Below are 15,845 nucleotides of genomic sequence, written 5' to 3'. Positions count from 1 at the left end.
GAGGACCAAGGCGTGCCGGGGCGGCAGGGGAGTCGCCCCGGCACACGGAAGGACGCGAGATGCGCCAACGGAACCCGGCTCCGTTGACGGGCTCCTTGCCTCCACTGTGCCACGAGAACCGGGTGTGACATGCCGAAACAGGCAACTCTAGCGCCCGAATGAGGGAATCTGATTCATTGCTGCAAGATTTCTCAGTTTCTCCGGGGACCGTGGTCCCATGCTGAAGGTTTGACACAAAATCGCTCAGGAAGACCTGAGTGGGGTGGTTGTCCTTCTCGCGGCACACCGGCGTGTCGCAATGACTGGCATGACGCCCGCGGGGCCAGGCCGGCGTGCGTCCGCCGCCCGCGGAGCCTGAGGATTCCGCGCCGTGTCGCACGAGATCGAAGAACTTGACGGGCCTCACAAAAAAGGTGCGCGATAACGGGGCGCTCAGGTATCGGCTGGAGGCCGAGACTCTGGATACCCTGGGGGAGTGAGTTCCACCAAGCGGCCCGACCAGCGCGTTGCCGTGGTCATCCCTGCCAAGGATGAGGCTGAGCGCATCGCCACCACCGTCCGGGCCTGCCGCTCCATCCCGCGAGTGGACCTTGTCATCGTCGTCGACGACGGCTCGACCGACGGGACCCAGGACCACGCCCGCGCCGCCGGGGCCGTGACGGTCCGCCACTCCGTCTCGCGCGGGAAGGCCTCCGCCATGGAGACTGGGGCCTCCGTCGTCGCCATGCGCGACTACTCCGACGGTCCTGCCCGGCTGCTGCTGTTCATCGACGCCGACCTGGGGGACTCGGCCGCCTCCTGCGCCGAGCTGGTGCCCCCGGTCATCGACGGCGTGGCCGACATGTCCATCGCGGTTCCCCCCAAGCAGTCCGGGGCCGGCGGCCGCGGCCGGGTCGTGCGCGCCGCCAGGCGGGCCATCTCGCTGTCCACCGGGTGGCTGCCGGTGGCGCCGCTGTCCGGCCAGCGATGTCTGAGCCGTGAGGCCTATGAGAAGGCGGTGCCCCTGGCTGACGGCTGGGGGGTGGAGGTCGGCCTGACCATCGACGTCCTCGTGGCCGGGCTCGCTGTCATCGAGGTCCCCTGCGACATCACACACCGCGTCACCGGTAACGACCGGGCCGGCACGATGCACCGCGCCTCCCAGTACAAGGACGTCCTGCGGGCCGTGACCCGGCGCAAGCTGCGCCGCCACCGCGTGCCGCGTGCCTCCTTCGAGAGGGCGGCCGCCGAGCAGGACCACTTCTTCGCCTACCGCGCCGTGCCGCAGCCGCCCAAGGCCGACGACGACGCCGCCCAGTCCGCCGAGAAGCCGCACCACGGTGAGGACTCGCAGGCCACCTCGGAGACGGCCGAGCGCTAGCGCGCCGACTCGCTCCCGGTCAGCGTCAGCGCCAGCAGGGTGGGGGCGGCGGCCGTCAGGATGAAGCCGGCCATCGTGACGCCGGAGTCGTTGACCAGGACGGCCACGAGCGTCAGCACCCCCAAGGACTTCAGCGCCGTCGTCACCCGTCGCCTAGAGGGGGACATTCCACGCGTTGGGGAACCGGATTCCTGTCCCCCCAGGCGTGAAATGTCCCCGTGGACGGCGGGGGCGAGCCAGGCGTAGGGGCTCGTGCCGTTGCGCCAGGCCCGCACCTGCCGGCGCCCCCACCACAGGGCCGCGGCCACAATGACTACGGTGCCGCCCAGGGCCGTCGCCATGACCGGATTCGTGACGAAGGGGCCGACCAGCGCGTAGGCCTTGCGCCCCAGTACGCCTGCGGCCGAGCCGTCGGCCACCTGACGGGCGAAGCGCCCCAGGTGCGTGGGCCCACCGGGGCGGATGAGGTCAATGACGGCGAACCCGCCCACCACCAGGACCGTTACGGCACCGATGGCCAGCCAGCGCCGCCAGCTCAGGCGCAGACCCGCCAGGCCCGCCCCGAGGAAGGTCAGCGTCGGCACCAGCGTCAGGGTGCCGCCCACGTCCGCGCCCAGCTGCGGGGCGCCATCAACGAGCAGCGCCGCCCCGCCCAGCAGGGACGTCACCACCAGTGCGGTCCGCCTCCCACCGCCCAGCGCCGCCCAGACACCGGCGATGACGACGATGAGCGCACCGGCCACCAGTGCGAAAGCCGTGTTCGACACCCCGTAGAAACGGCCCGCCACCACGGCGTTCATGCCCAGTGGGTTGTTGAAGGCCAGGGGCGCGCCCGCGGCGGCGTCGACCAGCCAGGCCAGTGGGATCGCCGCCGCCACCAGCAGTGCTGTCAGGCTCGTCCCGTTGCGGGGTGCAGGCGCCGACGCGGAGGGGCTGGGGCTCTCGGCCCCGTCCGGTTGCGGCTCGGCCGCGGCCTCCCCCCGGGCGCAGAGGGCGCCGGCTGATCCAGCCGGCTCGGCGGCGGCCGTGGCACCGAGCGCTGAAGGCGAAGGAGGCGGTGAGGCGGCAAGGTGGGGTCGCCGGCGCCGCCGCGCCAGCGCCACGATCCCGGCGGCCAGTCCCACGATCCCGGCCGCGACCAGCGCAGCTGCGACCATAGCGACGAGCGAGGCCCACCCCGAGGGGGAACCGGCCCGAGCTCCCACGCGCCACCACGGGGCGGCATTGACCAGCAGCACCGCCGTCGGCAGCCCGCTGAGGCAGACGGCCACCCACGTGACCAGGCGGCGGAGAGCCGTGCGCCGGCTCGCCTTCGGGGCGCGCAGCGCGACGGCCGCCCAGCCCAGGAGCACCACGGTCAGCCCCATGAGCAGGGCGCTGGCCCGCATGACCGTGGCCTGGGAGGCACGGGCGTGCAGGGCGTCGTCGGCGAGCCGCGAGATGCGGGCGTCCCTGGTGGCCCCGGCCGTTGCCACGCCTGCGCGGCCGGTCTGGGGCAGCGTGAGCGCCTGGCCGTCGAAGGCCGGGTCACGGCGGCCGGCCAGGGCGGACACGAGAGTCGGGGTGAGGTCGGTCAGCTGGACCAGGCCCGGCTGGTGCGTGGAGTCGCCGACGACAAGACCCTCGGAGGTGCCGCGCGCGCTCCTCGTGCCCGCGGGCAGGACCGCCATCTGGGGGCCGGGGGACTCGTCGTCGGCCAGGGAGGCGATGATGATGCGGGTGCCGGGGCGCGCCCGCTCCTGGACCGTGCGCAGAGCGTCGTCGAGGGCGGCGATCCGCTCGGCGTCGGTGGAGGCGGCCCGGGCGGTGTCGACGAGCGTGAGGTCAGCGTTGGCGGCCAGGGCCTCGGCCACCGACGGCGCCACGGGGGCAGACCTGCTTGCTGAGCCCCCCGGTGCGCCTGTGGCCAGCTGCGTTCCGGGGCCGACGGCCTGGATCGAGACGTCGCGCCCGAGCGCCCCAGCCAAAGGGGTGTCGCGGGGGATCGCGGTGGTGGGGCCGGCGCAGGAAGCGGACGGTTCGATGGCGCGCGCGCGCTTGCCCCTGCCCAGGGTGAGCCAGGCATCGGCCAGGCAGGTGCGGTCCGCCGGGGTGCGCACGGACAGGTTCATCGGCTCGCCCCGCCAGGCGAAGGCCAGCAGGCGGTCGGCCGCCGAGCCGGTGCCGGAGGAACCGGAGTCCTCACCGGCGCCCCCGCGGGAGGCCTGCTCCCGCAGGTCCGCCCAGGTGAGATTGCTCGTCGCCAGGACGACCACCGGCGCCGGCCGTGAGGCCGAGGCAGCATCGGACGCAGGCGCCAACACCGCCTGGGACGCAGGCGCCGCCCCGGATTCCGGCGCCGTCGGAGCCGCGCTGGCGAGGGCCGGCCCCACCACCGCCAGGATCATGCCGATGACCACCAGCAGCACGAGGACGTACACGACCCCGCGCACCAGGCGCTGTTGACGTCGTCGAGGTCTCACCCGACCAGCCTACGGGGCCTCGTAGCCCGAAAAGTGTCCAGATGGGACGACTTTGACGTCGTCTCTGCTGGTCGACGCGCAGGCAAATTGCTTTGACCAGCACAAACGCGGACGGCTCTTCTCCTAGCCGGTTTCAAAGTCGTCCCAGGCGGACAAAATGGGTGCGATGTCCTGGCCGGCATCGGCTCACAGGTACTGGCGGGCCACGGCGACCGCCTCCCCGCCATAGCCTCCGCCGAAGAGGAAGGCGTGAATCATAATGATGTGCCAGGAGTGCAGGCCCACCCGCTCGCGCCAGCCCTCCGCCAGCGGCGAGACCTCGTGGTAGGCCGCGTAGATGCGATCCAGGTAGTGCTGCCCGAACACTCCCAGGGCCGCCAGGTCGGTCTCGGCGTGCGAGCCCTGCGCCATCGGGTCAATGAGCACGCCGACCACCGTCGGCCCGCCGGCCGCCCCGCCGGCTGCGCCACCGCTGGGCGCCGCCCCGGGGTCGGGCTCCTGCGGTCCGAGCCCGGCTCGCGGCGGCGCCCACTGGGCGGCCTCATCGGCCGGGGTCCACAGGACATTGCCGCACCACAGGTCCCCGTGCGTGCGGGCCACCGCGACCCGGGCGCCGCGCTTGCGGGCACCGACGCGCACCAGGGCCGGCTGGTCGGCGTCGAAGTCGCCGTCGCGCAGGCGTTCGCACAGCCGCTCCACGACGCGGGCCCCGCCGGCGCTGATCGAGCCATTGTCCCGACTGGGCTGCAGGTAGGGCAGGATCCGGTCCTCGGCGTAGAACTCGCCCCAGCGGCGCGGCTCGCCCTCCTCGGCGGCGTGCGGCCGCAACCGGATGTCCGAGCGGCCCATCTGCGCGCGGCCGTCCCAGCCGGGAGGCGCCGCCCCGAAGGCCGGGGCGCCCGCCGCGTGGGTGACGGCCAGCGCCCGGCCGAAGGCTTCCGCCCCGGCCGGCGTCACGCTGGTCGTCGTCAGCCTCGGCTCCTCCAGCCAGCCCGGGCCGCTGGTCACCGGCACCACGTGCGCCCCACCGTCGGCCATCGCCTCGGCGAGCCAGGTCAGGCCTTGCGCCTCCAGGGCGGTGGAGACCGGGCCGTCGTCGCGCTTGCGGAAGACACTCATGGCTCCAGCCTGCCAGGCCCGCCGCCGTCGCGGGAGGGCGAGGCGTCCTGCGACGGCCGCGGTGGGGGAGCCTGTGGGAGGGCGCCAGGTGTCCTGAGAAGGTTCCGGTGGGCGGTCCGCCGGGGGCTGGTGCTGATCTAGCCGTTGTGGGCCATGAGGATGCAGTCATGGGGTGCCTGGGGCGGACGCTCAGACGCTCCTGGGATGTTCCCTTCTGACCAGGCCCGGCGGTGGGACCGGACCCGCCGGTGAGGGCCCCTGCGTTCCACGGAGCAAGCCGTCGCCGGCCCGGCCGTCGGGACTGGCTACCCTGTGCCCATGACTGCTCCCGCTCCGCTCTGGTCCTTCCTCGGGCCGGCCGGCACCTTCACCGAGATGGCGCTGCGCCAGGTCGCCCCCGCCGACGTCGAGCTCGACCCCTGCCCGGACGTGCCCACCGCCCTGGACCACCTGCGCGAGCGCACGGTGGAGGCCGCCGTCGTGCCCATTGAGAACTCCGTCGAGGGCGGGGTCAACGCCACGCTGGACAACCTCGTGGCCTCCACGCCCCTGGTCATCGCCGCCGAGATGGCCGTGCCGATCACCTTCGTCCTGGCCGGCCGCCCCGGCACCCGCCTGGAGGACGTGCGCGCCATCTCCACCCACCCGCACGCCTGGGCCCAGTGCCGCGGCTGGGTCCACCAGAACCTCCCTGAGGCCGTGTACGTCGCCGGAACCTCCACCTCAGCGCCCGCCCGCGCACTGGCCACCACCGAGGGGGACACCGGCTTCCAGGCCGTTCTGTGCAACCCGCTGGCCGCCAAGCAGTACGGGCTGGAGGTCATCGCCGGGGGCGTGGCGGACAACCCCGACGCCGTCACCCGCTTCGTCAAGGTGACTCGGCCGGGCCGCGTGGGTGAGCCCACCGGCGCCGACAAGACCACCCTGCTCGTCCACCTCCCGCACGACCGTTCCGGTGCCCTGCTGGACATGCTCGAGCAGTTCAGCGCCCGCGGCGTCAACCTCTCGCGCATCGAGTCCCGGCCCGTGGGCGACTCTCTGGGGCGCTACCGCTTCTCCATCGATATCGAGGGGCACGTGCGCGAGGAGCGGGTCCAGGCCGCCCTCATCGGGCTGCACCGCACCTGCCCGGTGGTGCGGTTCCTGGGCTCCTACCCGCGGCTGGACGCCCGCCCGACGGCGGTCCTGGCCGGCACCAGCGACAAGGACTTCGTCGTGGCCCGCTCCTGGGTCGCCGACGTCCTCGACGGCCGCGCGCTCTAGCCGGGGCCCGCCGCCGGCGCCGCCGTCGCGTTCGTACCTTAGGCCGCCGGTTCGTACCCTTAACCCCCGAACGCGAGGCCTACCCTACGAACGCGCGGACTCTTCACCTCGTGTCGGCGAGCGCAAGTCCTCGGCCGGGAGGCTGCGTCAGTGGACGGGTCAGTGGACAGGCGGCCGCGGCGTGCGCAAGGCTCGGGGCGTGAGCTCCTCCGACGCCAGCACCGAGACGACCTCCGCTGCCTCCGCCTCTGCCGCCTCCTCCACTGCGTCCGCTGCCGGTTCAGCCGCCCCGCTGCCCGGCCGCCGCGGCGCCGGCCCCTACCGCGTCATCATGGTGTGCACCGGCAACATCTGCCGCTCCGCCATGGCTGAGGTCGTCCTGCGCGACCGCCTCGCCGCCGCCGGTATCCCCGACTCCGGGCCGGGCGGCGTGACCGTCACCTCCGCCGGCGTCTCCGACGAGGAGCGCGGCAACCCCATCGACTCCCGGGCCCGCCGCGTCCTGACCGAGGCCGGCTACGGCGTCGGCGCCGACGACGTCTCGCGCGCCACGGCCATCGCCATCGCCTCCCACACCGCCCACCGCGTCACCGACGCCGAGATCACCGAGGCCGACCTCCTGCTGGCCATGACCGACTCCCACTGGAGCGTCCTGCAGCGCCGCGCCGCGGGCCTGGGGGGCGAGCCCGACCGCATCCGCATGTACCGCGAGCTCGACCCGGCCTCCGCCCAGCAGGCCGAGGCGGTCGCCGCGGGCGGGTCCTCGCGCAGCGTCCTCAACGTGCCCGACCCCTGGTACGGCACCATGGCCGATTTCGTCGACACCCTCCAGGTCGTCGAACGGGTCAGCGACGAGCTCGCCGAGCAGCTCGCCGCGCTCCGCGACTGACAGCTCAGCGACTCAGTGCAGGCGGTTGTCCAGCCAACGCACGACGGCCTGAAAGTACTCGGCGCGCGCCAGCGGCCCGGACAGGGCCAGGTCGTGGACGCCATCGGGAATCTGACGGACGGTCACGTCGTCGCCCAGGTACTGGGAGCGGTCGATGATCTGATCCACGTCGAGGACGATGTCGGAGCGCTGCGCCTCCTCCAGGGTCGCCTTGACACCGCCGCTGGCCGTTGAGCAGCACACGAGGATCGGCACCCGGATCCCCAGCCCGTGGTGGACCTCGCGCTGCAGACGCCGGATTCCCGCCAGGAAGCCGGCCCGCACCGGGAAGGACGGCGCCGGCTTGAGCGCCAGGTCCCAGTCCCACTCGCCGCGCCAGCGCCGGTGCAGGGCCGCCACGTAGTTGTCCTCGTCGCCGCTGCCCGGCTCGCCGATGACGCGCTCGGGGTCCCGCCGCGAGAGGAGGTCCACGAAGGCCGAGCCGTAGGAGCGCACCAGCGCCGACCCGCGCAGGTCCAGCCACGGGGAGTTGAGGACCAGCGCGTCCACGGTCCCGGGGTGGTCGGCCGCCCAGATGACCGCCTGCAGTCCGCCGGTCGAGTGCCCGTTGAGGACGACGACGTCGTGCCCGTGCTCGGAGCGGATGATGCGCAGGGCCTCGGCGATCTCCTCGTCATGGACGCGCAGGTCGCGCACGTCATGCGGGGAGGGGTACCCGACGCCGGCCCGCCCGCAGGCCCGCAGGTCCAGCGCGTAGAACTCAAAGCCGGCGTCGAGATAGGCCTGGGCCAGGTGAGTCTGGAAGAAGTAGTCGCTGCGGCCGTGCAGGTAGAGGACCGCTCGCGAGTGCCGGGGCCGGCTGGCCCGGCCCGCCGCCTCGCGCTGGAAGACGAGCACGGCGTGGTCGGCGCCGGGCGCCTTCGTGGGTGATTCGGTCACCGGGATACGGCGGGCCACCCACGGCTCTCCCAGGATGTCGGGGGTGGTCGGCTCGGAGGTCGCACTCATGAGCAGATCCAAGCACGTTGCCCTGTGCGGCGCGAGTAGCGGCGCCGACACGCGACCTGGGAATACTCAGGATGTTGCGGGAACGCTGGTGATGGCCGGGCCGTAGGGGCGGTGACGGCCGGGCCGAGGGCGCGGGTGCGGGACGAAAGCCGGCCGGCCCGGTACGGCCTGTCCCGGCCGGCCGGCCCCGCGCGGCCCGTCCCGACAGCGGGTCTCGCGTGACAACCTCGGCGGGCTGGCTCCCGACCGCCGCACGGCCCGACAGCGGGCCCCGTGCAGCCCGTCCCGCACGGCTCGCCCACCCGGCTCGTCTCGTAATTCGGGCACGGCAGCGGGTGCGGGCGTGACCTCGGTCCCTTGGCGGTGGCCTCGCTTGCGCCGCCAAGGCGGCGCTGCGTAAGTTACTCGTGGCCATCCAGAGCAACCGAGAGACCTGGCTCGACGACATTGCAGCAACCCCCTTCATGGTGCGGGTGCTTCCGCCAGGAACGATGGAGGAATACGTGACTACCAGTGAACAGTCGACCGCCGACCCCGGCCGGCATGAGGAGAGTGACTCCTCCGACTCCCAGCGCGTCGAGTACGGGGAGGGCGTGAGCGCCGAGCTTCGGGATACCGAGCCTGAGAGTGCCGAGGCCGGAAGCACCGACACCGAGGAGGACGGCTCCGCTGACGCCCCCATGATCTCCCTGCGCGACGTCCACAAGGTCTACCGCCTGCGCAGCGGCAGGGAGGTGCGGGCCCTGGACGGGCTCAGCCTCGACGTCGCCGCCGGCTCCATCCACGGCATCGTCGGCACCTCCGGGGCCGGCAAGTCCACGCTCGTGCGCTGCCTGACCTCCCTGGAGCGCCCCACCAGCGGCCACGTGAGCATCGCCGGCCAGGACATGACCGCCCTGTCGCCCAGTCAGCTGCGCGAGGCCCGACGCCGCATCGGCATGGTCTTCCAGCACGCCAACCTCCTGGACCAGCGCACCACGGCGCAGAACATCGCCTACCCGCTGGCGCTCGCGGGCGTCCCCGGTGGGAGGCGCCACCCGGTCGTCAAGCGCATGCTCGACCTCGTGGGCCTGGCCGACCGCGGCGCCTCCTACCCCTCCCAGCTCTCCGGCGGCCAGAAGCAGCGCGTCGGCATCGCCCGGGCGCTGGCCGATGACCCGGCCGTCCTCCTGTGCGACGAGCCCACCTCGGCCCTGGACCCGGAGACCACCCGCTCCATCCTCGACCTCATCAAGAACGTCCGCGACACCCTGGGCCTGACCGTCATCATCATCACCCACGAGATGAGCGTGGTCCGCCAGGTCTGCGACTCCGTCAGCCTGCTCGAGGCCGGGCGGATCATCGAGAGCGGCCGCCTGGAGGACATCGTGCTCGACGTCGACTCCCGGCTCTCGCGCGAGATCGTGCCCTTCCCGAAGGTGCCCGAGGCCGCCGTCGCCCACGGGGAGAGCGTCATCGACGTCTCCATCACCGCCCACCCGGGCCAGCCGGCCGCCGTCGCCCTCATGTCCATGGTGGCCGAGCTCGGCGGGGACATCGCCGCCGGCGTCTTCGAGACGATCGGGCAGGCCCAGATCGGGCGCCTGGCCGTCACCGTCCCCGGGCCCGACACCGAACAGGCCGTGAGCACCCTGCGTCACGCCGGTATTACTGCGGAGGTCCGCTCATGAACCCGATCCTCCTTCCGCTGACCCAGGCCGCCGCGCTGCCGAGCAGCCGCACCTGGTTCGACAACCCGGCCATCCAGAACAAGCTCGGCTACGCCCTCGTTGAGACCCTGGCGATGACCTTCGTCTCCGGGGCCATCACAGTCATCCTCGGGCTTCTGCTGGGGCTCGCCCTGGTCTCCACCGGCAAGCGGGGCCAGTTCCGCAACCCGCCCCTGTACTGGGTGCTCTCCCAGATCGTCAACATCGGGCGCTCCATGCCCTTCATCATTCTCATGGTGGCCCTCATCCCGCTCACCCGGATACTCGTGGGCACCTCCCTGGGGTGGCAGGCGGCCTGCGTGCCGCTGACCATCGGCGCGATCCCCTTCTACGCGCGCCTGGTGGAGACGGCCATCAACGACGTCGACCACGGCAAGGTTGAGGCGGCCCTCATGATGGGGGCCTCCGGGCGGCAGATCACCTGGGGGGTCCTCGTGCGCGAGGCCCTGCCGATCCTCATCCAGTCGGCCACCGTCACCATCATCACCCTCCTGGGCTACTCCGCCATGGCCGGCGCCGTCGGCGGCGGCGGTGTGGGCGACCTTGCCATCCAGTACGGGTACCAGCGCAACCAGGTGGACGTCATGGTCATCACCGTGGTCGTCATCGTCATCATCGTCGGCATCATCCAGCTGGTCGGCGACATGCTCAGCCGGCTGGTGAACCACCGCTGAGGCGATCGCCAGCCGGGTAAGCGCGCAGCCACCCGGAACAGGGCGGCCGCGCCGTCGGCCCCAGCACTGTTCAAGACTTTCCTCCCTCCCGTCACTGGGGCTACTCGGCCCCGCGAAAGGAACCACCATGTTCTCCTCCATCTCCCGGCGCACCGTCATCGCCGGTGGCCTGGCCACCGCCGCCGCCCTCACCCTGGCCGCCTGCTCCAAGTCCGGTAAGGGTGAGGTCAAGGGCATCAAGGTCGACGGCGACACCGCCACGATCACCATCGGCGCCACCCCCAAGCCCCACGTCGAGATCCTCAAGTGGGTCCAGGACAACCTCACCAAGGGCTCCGGCATCAAGCTGGACATCAAGGAGATCAACGACTACCAGACGCCCAACTCCTCGCTGGAGGACGGCTCGCTGGCCGCCAACTTCTACCAGACCCCCAACTTCCTGGCTCAGCAGAACAAGGAGAAGGGCTACGACTTCGTCTCCATCGCCGACGTCCACATCGAGCCCATGGGCATCTACACCTCCAAGGGCTACAAGGATGTCAAGGAGATCAAGGAGGGCGGCACGATCGTCCTCAACAACGACCCGGCCAACACGGCGCGCGGCCTCAAGCTCCTGGCCCAGGCCGGGCTCATCGAGCTGGACAAGTCCGCCGAGCTGCCCAGCGACACCGACGTGACCTCCAACCCCAAGAAGCTGAAGTTCACCACGGTCGACGGCGCCCAGGTCTACAAGTCGATGCCGGACGCCGAGGCCGCGGTCATCAACGGCAACTACGCCATCGACGCCGGGCTGAACCCCAAGAAGGACGCGCTCGTCCTGGAGAAGGGCGGCAAGGACTCCGAGTACCCCAACCAGCTCGTCGTGCGCAAGGACGACAAGGACAACGAGCACCTCAAGAAGCTCGCCAAGCTCCTCAACGACGAAAAGCTGCGTGACTACATCAACAAGACCTGGCCCGACGGGGCCGTCATCCCGGCGTTCTGACGCCGAAAGGCTGCGGTCGTCGGACTTGAGGGTCCGTGCGCGGGGCCGGTTGTGGTGGGTCGAAGGGCCGACTGCGACCGGCCCTTCGTGTTGGTGCGGGTGGGGCGTGTGGGCGGGGTGTGGGTGGTTGAGTGCGCGCGGCGCGGTGAGAGCATGCGGTGCGGGCGGGTGCACTCCGCGCGGAATGTCCCCGTCCGGCGTCGGTGATGCGGTTGCCTCAGGCTACCGCGGAAGCGCGCGATCCGTGCCAGTTCTGCGCCGGCCCCCAGCGTGCAACTGCCGGGAGTCCGGCTGGATGACGTGGGACGTGAGCGGTCCCCATCCACATGAAAGACCCATGAGTGACAAACCAGATCTTTCTCTGGTACATCTAGGGGGTGTCCAAGGCTCTGGGATCCTCTGCGGAAATCGCCCCACTTCCTACAGTAGAAGGAGGATTCCAGACCGTTCTGGCTGACCCTCCGTGGCGGTTCACCAATCGAACCGGCAAGGTCGCTCCCGAGCACCGTCGTCTGGGCAGGTACGGGACGATGTCCCTCGAGGAGATCAAGGAGCTCCCGGTCAGTGACGTGACCGCAGTGAACGCCCACCTGTACCTGTGGGTACCCAACGCCTTGCTTCCGGAAGGCCTGGAGGTGATGCAGGCGTGGGGATTCCGCTACGTCTCGAATATCATCTGGGCCAAGCGACGCAAAGACGGCGGACCGGACGGCCGCGGCGTCGGCTTCTACTTCCGCAATGTCACGGAGCCGATCCTGTTCGGGGTTAAAGGATCCATGAGAACGCTGGCGCCGGGGCGCTCGACGGTCAATATGATCGAGACGCGCAAGCGTGAGCACAGCCGTAAGCCCGACGAACAGTATGACCTCATCGAGTCGTGCTCGCCGGGTCCGTACCTGGAGATGTTCGCCCGCTATGTGCGACCGGGCTGGTCCGTGTGGGGCAATGAGTCGGATGAAGAGACAACGCCGCAGGGTAAGGCTCAGCGGGGGTACGGCGGTGGTGATATCGACCCTCTGCCGCACCTGGAGCCAAATGAGCGGATGAGCGACTGGCTCTCGGATCGCGTCGCCCAAATCATGGCGGATGAGTATGCAAAAGGGATGTCAGTTCAGCAGATTTCGACTCAATCGGGTTACTCCATCACTCGGGTGCGGAGGCTCTTGGCCAGGGCTGGCGTGGAGCTGCGAAAGCGAGAGTGAGGGCATTCGACGCCGTCGAGAACCGGAATCCAGTCCCCTGGCGTGAGGCGTCCCCTGCTGAAGAGCAGATGGCGTCCGGCCCGCGGAACGTCACCGACAGTGCCGCATCAGCGCCGCTGCGGCCACCGCCCTAGGAGGCCGGTTTGAAGCCGGTGACCTTGCCGTCAAACTTGTTGTAGCCGATGATGAGATCGGGCTTGGCAATGATGAGCGTATCGTCATTCTCCAAGTCGATTCCGCTGAACTTAATCTCTTTTCCGGTCTTGACGTTGATGAGCCCAGTGATCGTGTTGGCGTCCCCGCGATTCAGTACCATCAACTTGACGACGCGGCCGTCCTCAGAGCTCTTTGCCGCAGACGGGCATCCGGAGGAGATGCTGCTTGTGTCCGCCTCGGGAACGTTGATGGAACTGCCTTTCTTCGGCTTGATCCGAGTGATGCAGCCGTCGCTGTTTGATTTCGCAGTCAAGTTGGCGTCACTGAAGTCCTGGTCCTTGAAGTATGTGCGATGCTCCTTGGCTGTGGGGAGTTTTTTGTCTTCCTCGACAACATTCTCGTGCACAGGCAGAGTCTCTCGATAGCTACCCTGTTTCTTCCCCTTGAAATTATAAACTGTCACTTTGTACTCCCTGTCGGTTGATGAACTCGAACCGGAGTCAGAGCCGTCCTCCAGCTCCAGGGTCCCCCAGCCGTCCTGGAAGTACCAGGTGACGAGGTCCGAGTCGGCCTTCGATCCCCCTCCGAGGAACAGGGTCTCACCGTTATCGATATTGATGACAGCGTTGAACAGCGCAAGGTAACGCTGCTCGTCTTTGACCAAGAAAGTCGGGTTGAACATGTTCAGTGATTTGAAGGGGCTCCCCGTTCCACCGATCTTGCGCGACCACTTCTGTTCTTTGTTCGCCCCCCAGGCGGTGCACTTGTCGCTTGCTTTACAGGAAATAGCGGTGTCGCCGGCAATTACTGCGGGATTGCTTTCTCCCCAGGGTGCCTTTGAGGTCTTCCCGGTTTTCAGGTCGATGAGGGTGGACTTGTGAACCAGCGTGTTGTCCCCCCATTTCAGGAGAACGGAGGATGTGTCGTGTGATGAACTGAAGTCTCCGTCATCAACAGTGGTTTTCCATTTTTCCTTCATGTTGCCGCCCAGCGGGCTGTAGGCGGTCAGGGTGTCAGACCCCTTGTCGACTATCACCAGATAATCGCCGAACACGTAAGGATCCTCATAAGAATCGACGTCGATGCTCCAGGCCTTGTCCGCACCGTTCGCCCAAGCACCCGACGGAGTCACGTACGTTGAACCCAAGTAGACCTCACTGCGCCCCAGGAAATACCAGGCGGCCACGCCACCAACGCCCAGAACGAGAATGATCGGCAGAACGACAGCGACCACCTTGAGCAGACGGCGCTTCTTCGGAGCCTGCGCCGGCGGCGCATACATCGGAGCCCCATAGGCCGGCGCGACCGGCTGGCCCGAACCGTACGCCTGCCCCGAGTCATCAGTCTGGCCCTGGCCCACTCCGTATCCCGACGGCGCTCCGCTCGGTACCCCGGGCGGCATCGCGGTCTGCTGGTCCACGGGTTGAGCCGCTGCCTGCATCGAGGACGCCGAGTACGCTTGGGCGGCCGGCTGCGGCGCGACGGGCTGCGGCGCGACGGGCTGCGGCGCCGCAAAAGCCTGCGCCGCCTGAGCGGCCTGCCGGGGCGGCCCCTGCGGGGACTGAGGCGCCGCGGCCCCATACCCCTGAGGGGAGGCCCCTTGAAGTGAGCCTCCCTGTGGTAGCGCTCCGGGCGCCCCCGACTGGTGAGCGCCATACTCCTGAGGAATCTGCGCGTACCCGGAACTGGCGGGAACCGGTTGCTGGGGCGGCGCCCCCATTGTCCCGGCAGCCGTTCCCACCGCCATCGTCGGCGCCATTGGGCTGATTTCCCCCGGGACAGGAGACTGTGCCGGCCGAGCTGGCTGGGCGCCACGACCGGCCTGAGCGCCACGACCGGCCTGGCGCGCCAGCACCTCCTGGACGACGGCGTCGTCGGACCGCTCCAGTATCTTGCGGGCCCGAGGCGGGATCGACGGATTGGCCGCCAGGATCGAGTGCAGGTCGGGACGGGTCTCGGCGATCCGTTCGAGGTCCCGCGGTGAGGCGAATCTGCTGAGCGCCGTCGTTGCGTCGTAGTCTCCGGAAGAAGGTGAGTGCCCCGTCGTCATGTCTCCCGAGCCTAACGAAATCTATGGCTCGAGGTCACAGAATGGGAACATTAACCTTCGAGCGCGCCGTTGAAATGACGCGGCGGGCGAGAGCCGGTGAGTCAGTCGACGATGCCGTAAAGGCGGTCACCGGCGTCGCCCAAACCGGGCACGATGTAGGCGTGCTCGTTGAGGCGCTCATCCACCCCGGCGGTCACCACCGTGACATTCGCGCGCTCGCCGACCGCCTCCTCCAGCGTCTTGACCCCCTCGGGCGCGGCGATGAGGCACAGCGCGGTGACGTCGCGCGCCCCGCGCTCCAGCAGGTAGTCGATGGCGGCCACGAGGGTGTGACCGGTGGCGAGCATGGGGTCGACGACGAAGCACTGGCGGCCCGAGAGGTCCTCGGGCAGGCGGTTGGCGTAGGTCTCCACCTCCAGGGTGTCCTCGTCGCGCTTCATCCCCAGGAAGCCGACTTCCGCCGTGGGCAGCAGGCGGGTCATGCCCTCGAGCATTCCCAGGCCCGCGCGCAGGATCGGCACCACGATCGGGTGCGGGTCGGCCAGGCGGCGGCACTGGGCCAGCGCCACGGGAGTGCGGATCTCGACCTCCTCGGTGCGCACCTCGCGAGTGGCCTCGTAGGCGAGCAGGGTGACGAGCTCATCCACCAACTGGCGGAAGACCGCCGACGGTGTCTTCTCATCACGCAGAACGGAGAGCTTGTGGTCGATGAGGGGGTGGTCGGCAACGTGGAGGCGCATGGGGACAGCCTAATGCCGCAGCCCGGTCCGCACCGTCACCACGCGTGCCGGCCTCCTGCGCGCTCACGGCCGGGTTATGTCGCTTTGACGGCCTGGACGCGTCGCCGGTGTTGGAGTCGCTGCCGGAGTCTCTGGTGAGGTCCCGCGATGGTGACCGTGTTGTGTCCAAATCGGTGACAAAGGAGCCTTCGCGTTCTTCATGCCTGTAACAGAACCGCGGAATCATGC

12 protein-coding genes are annotated in these 15,845 nt (G+C 69.8%); 7 read left to right on the top strand and 5 right to left on the bottom strand.

Annotated features, from left to right (window positions below):
• Nucleotides 1-475: 475 nt before the first annotated feature.
• Nucleotides 476-1,360, top strand: a complete 885-nt coding sequence (locus tag BKH20_RS12915) for a glycosyltransferase family 2 protein (protein ID WP_075391392.1) — start codon at nucleotides 476-478, stop codon at nucleotides 1,358-1,360.
• On the opposite strand, the gene BKH20_RS12910 is transcribed toward BKH20_RS12915, so the two are convergent.
• Both BKH20_RS12910 and BKH20_RS12905 read right to left on the bottom strand, forming a co-directional pair.
• Nucleotides 1,357-3,822 carry a hypothetical protein gene (locus BKH20_RS12910; RefSeq protein WP_256693190.1) on the bottom strand — a complete coding sequence of 822 codons (2,466 nt, stop codon included), beginning with the start codon at nucleotides 3,820-3,822 and terminating at the stop codon, nucleotides 1,357-1,359. The two genes, BKH20_RS12915 and BKH20_RS12910, sit on opposite strands and share 4 nt — an antisense overlap.
• 186 nt (nucleotides 3,823-4,008) lie before the next feature.
• Complete coding sequence (locus tag BKH20_RS12905) at nucleotides 4,009-4,941, bottom strand: fructosamine kinase family protein (protein ID WP_075391390.1); 933 nt, start codon at nucleotides 4,939-4,941, stop codon at nucleotides 4,009-4,011.
• Between the two features lie 318 nt (nucleotides 4,942-5,259).
• On the opposite strand from BKH20_RS12905, the gene pheA reads away from it, so the two are divergent.
• On the top strand, nucleotides 5,260-6,204 hold the full coding sequence (pheA, locus tag BKH20_RS12900) for a prephenate dehydratase (RefSeq protein ID WP_075373429.1): 945 nt from the start codon (nucleotides 5,260-5,262) through the stop codon (nucleotides 6,202-6,204).
• Nucleotides 6,205-6,535: 331 nt separating this feature from the next.
• A complete protein-coding gene (locus tag BKH20_RS12895; protein ID WP_143225015.1) occupies nucleotides 6,536-7,093 on the top strand; it encodes a low molecular weight protein-tyrosine-phosphatase in 558 nt (185 codons plus the stop codon).
• Nucleotides 7,094-7,105: 12 nt separating this feature from the next.
• Here the strand turns inward: BKH20_RS12895 and BKH20_RS12890 are convergent, their stop codons facing one another.
• On the bottom strand, nucleotides 7,106-8,101 hold the full coding sequence (locus BKH20_RS12890; RefSeq protein ID WP_075391389.1) for an alpha/beta hydrolase: 996 nt from the start codon (nucleotides 8,099-8,101) through the stop codon (nucleotides 7,106-7,108).
• Between the two features lie 407 nt (nucleotides 8,102-8,508).
• Between BKH20_RS12890 and BKH20_RS12885 the strand changes: the two genes are divergently transcribed.
• The 4 genes from BKH20_RS12885 (at nucleotide 8,509) to BKH20_RS12870 (ending at nucleotide 12,671) form a co-directional block, all read left to right on the top strand.
• Complete coding sequence (locus BKH20_RS12885) at nucleotides 8,509-9,771, top strand: methionine ABC transporter ATP-binding protein (RefSeq protein ID WP_256693189.1); 1,263 nt, start codon at nucleotides 8,509-8,511, stop codon at nucleotides 9,769-9,771.
• The gene (locus BKH20_RS12880) at nucleotides 9,768-10,484 is read left to right on the top strand and encodes a methionine ABC transporter permease (RefSeq protein ID WP_070662409.1); all 717 of its coding nucleotides are present in this window, start codon (nucleotides 9,768-9,770) and stop codon (nucleotides 10,482-10,484) included. The genes BKH20_RS12885 and BKH20_RS12880 overlap by 4 nt, the downstream gene beginning before the upstream one ends.
• Nucleotides 10,485-10,611: 127 nt before the next feature.
• Entirely contained in the window at nucleotides 10,612-11,469 is an 858-nt protein-coding gene (locus tag BKH20_RS12875; protein WP_075391388.1) for a MetQ/NlpA family ABC transporter substrate-binding protein, read from the top strand.
• A 377-nt stretch (nucleotides 11,470-11,846) separates the two neighbouring features.
• Complete coding sequence (locus BKH20_RS12870; RefSeq protein ID WP_075391387.1) at nucleotides 11,847-12,671, top strand: MT-A70 family methyltransferase; 825 nt, start codon at nucleotides 11,847-11,849, stop codon at nucleotides 12,669-12,671.
• Between the two features lie 130 nt (nucleotides 12,672-12,801).
• Here BKH20_RS12870 and BKH20_RS12865 read toward each other — a convergent pair whose 3' ends face one another.
• Together BKH20_RS12865 and upp are read right to left on the bottom strand one after the other, a co-directional pair.
• Nucleotides 12,802-14,877: a hypothetical protein gene (locus BKH20_RS12865; RefSeq protein WP_075391386.1), complete on the bottom strand. Its 2,076-nt coding sequence runs from the start codon at nucleotides 14,875-14,877 to the stop codon at nucleotides 12,802-12,804.
• Nucleotides 14,878-14,978: 101 nt separating this feature from the next.
• Entirely contained in the window at nucleotides 14,979-15,617 is a 639-nt protein-coding gene (gene upp / locus BKH20_RS12860) for a uracil phosphoribosyltransferase (RefSeq protein WP_075391385.1), read from the bottom strand.
• Nucleotides 15,618-15,845: the final 228 nt, after the last annotated feature.

Origin of the sequence: Actinomyces oris (genome assembly GCF_001937445.1) — a bacterium.
Lineage (GTDB): Bacteria > Actinomycetota > Actinomycetes > Actinomycetales > Actinomycetaceae > Actinomyces > Actinomyces acetigenes.
Note: the sequence above shows the minus strand (reverse complement) of the source record. Positions and strands in the feature narration are given on the sequence as shown.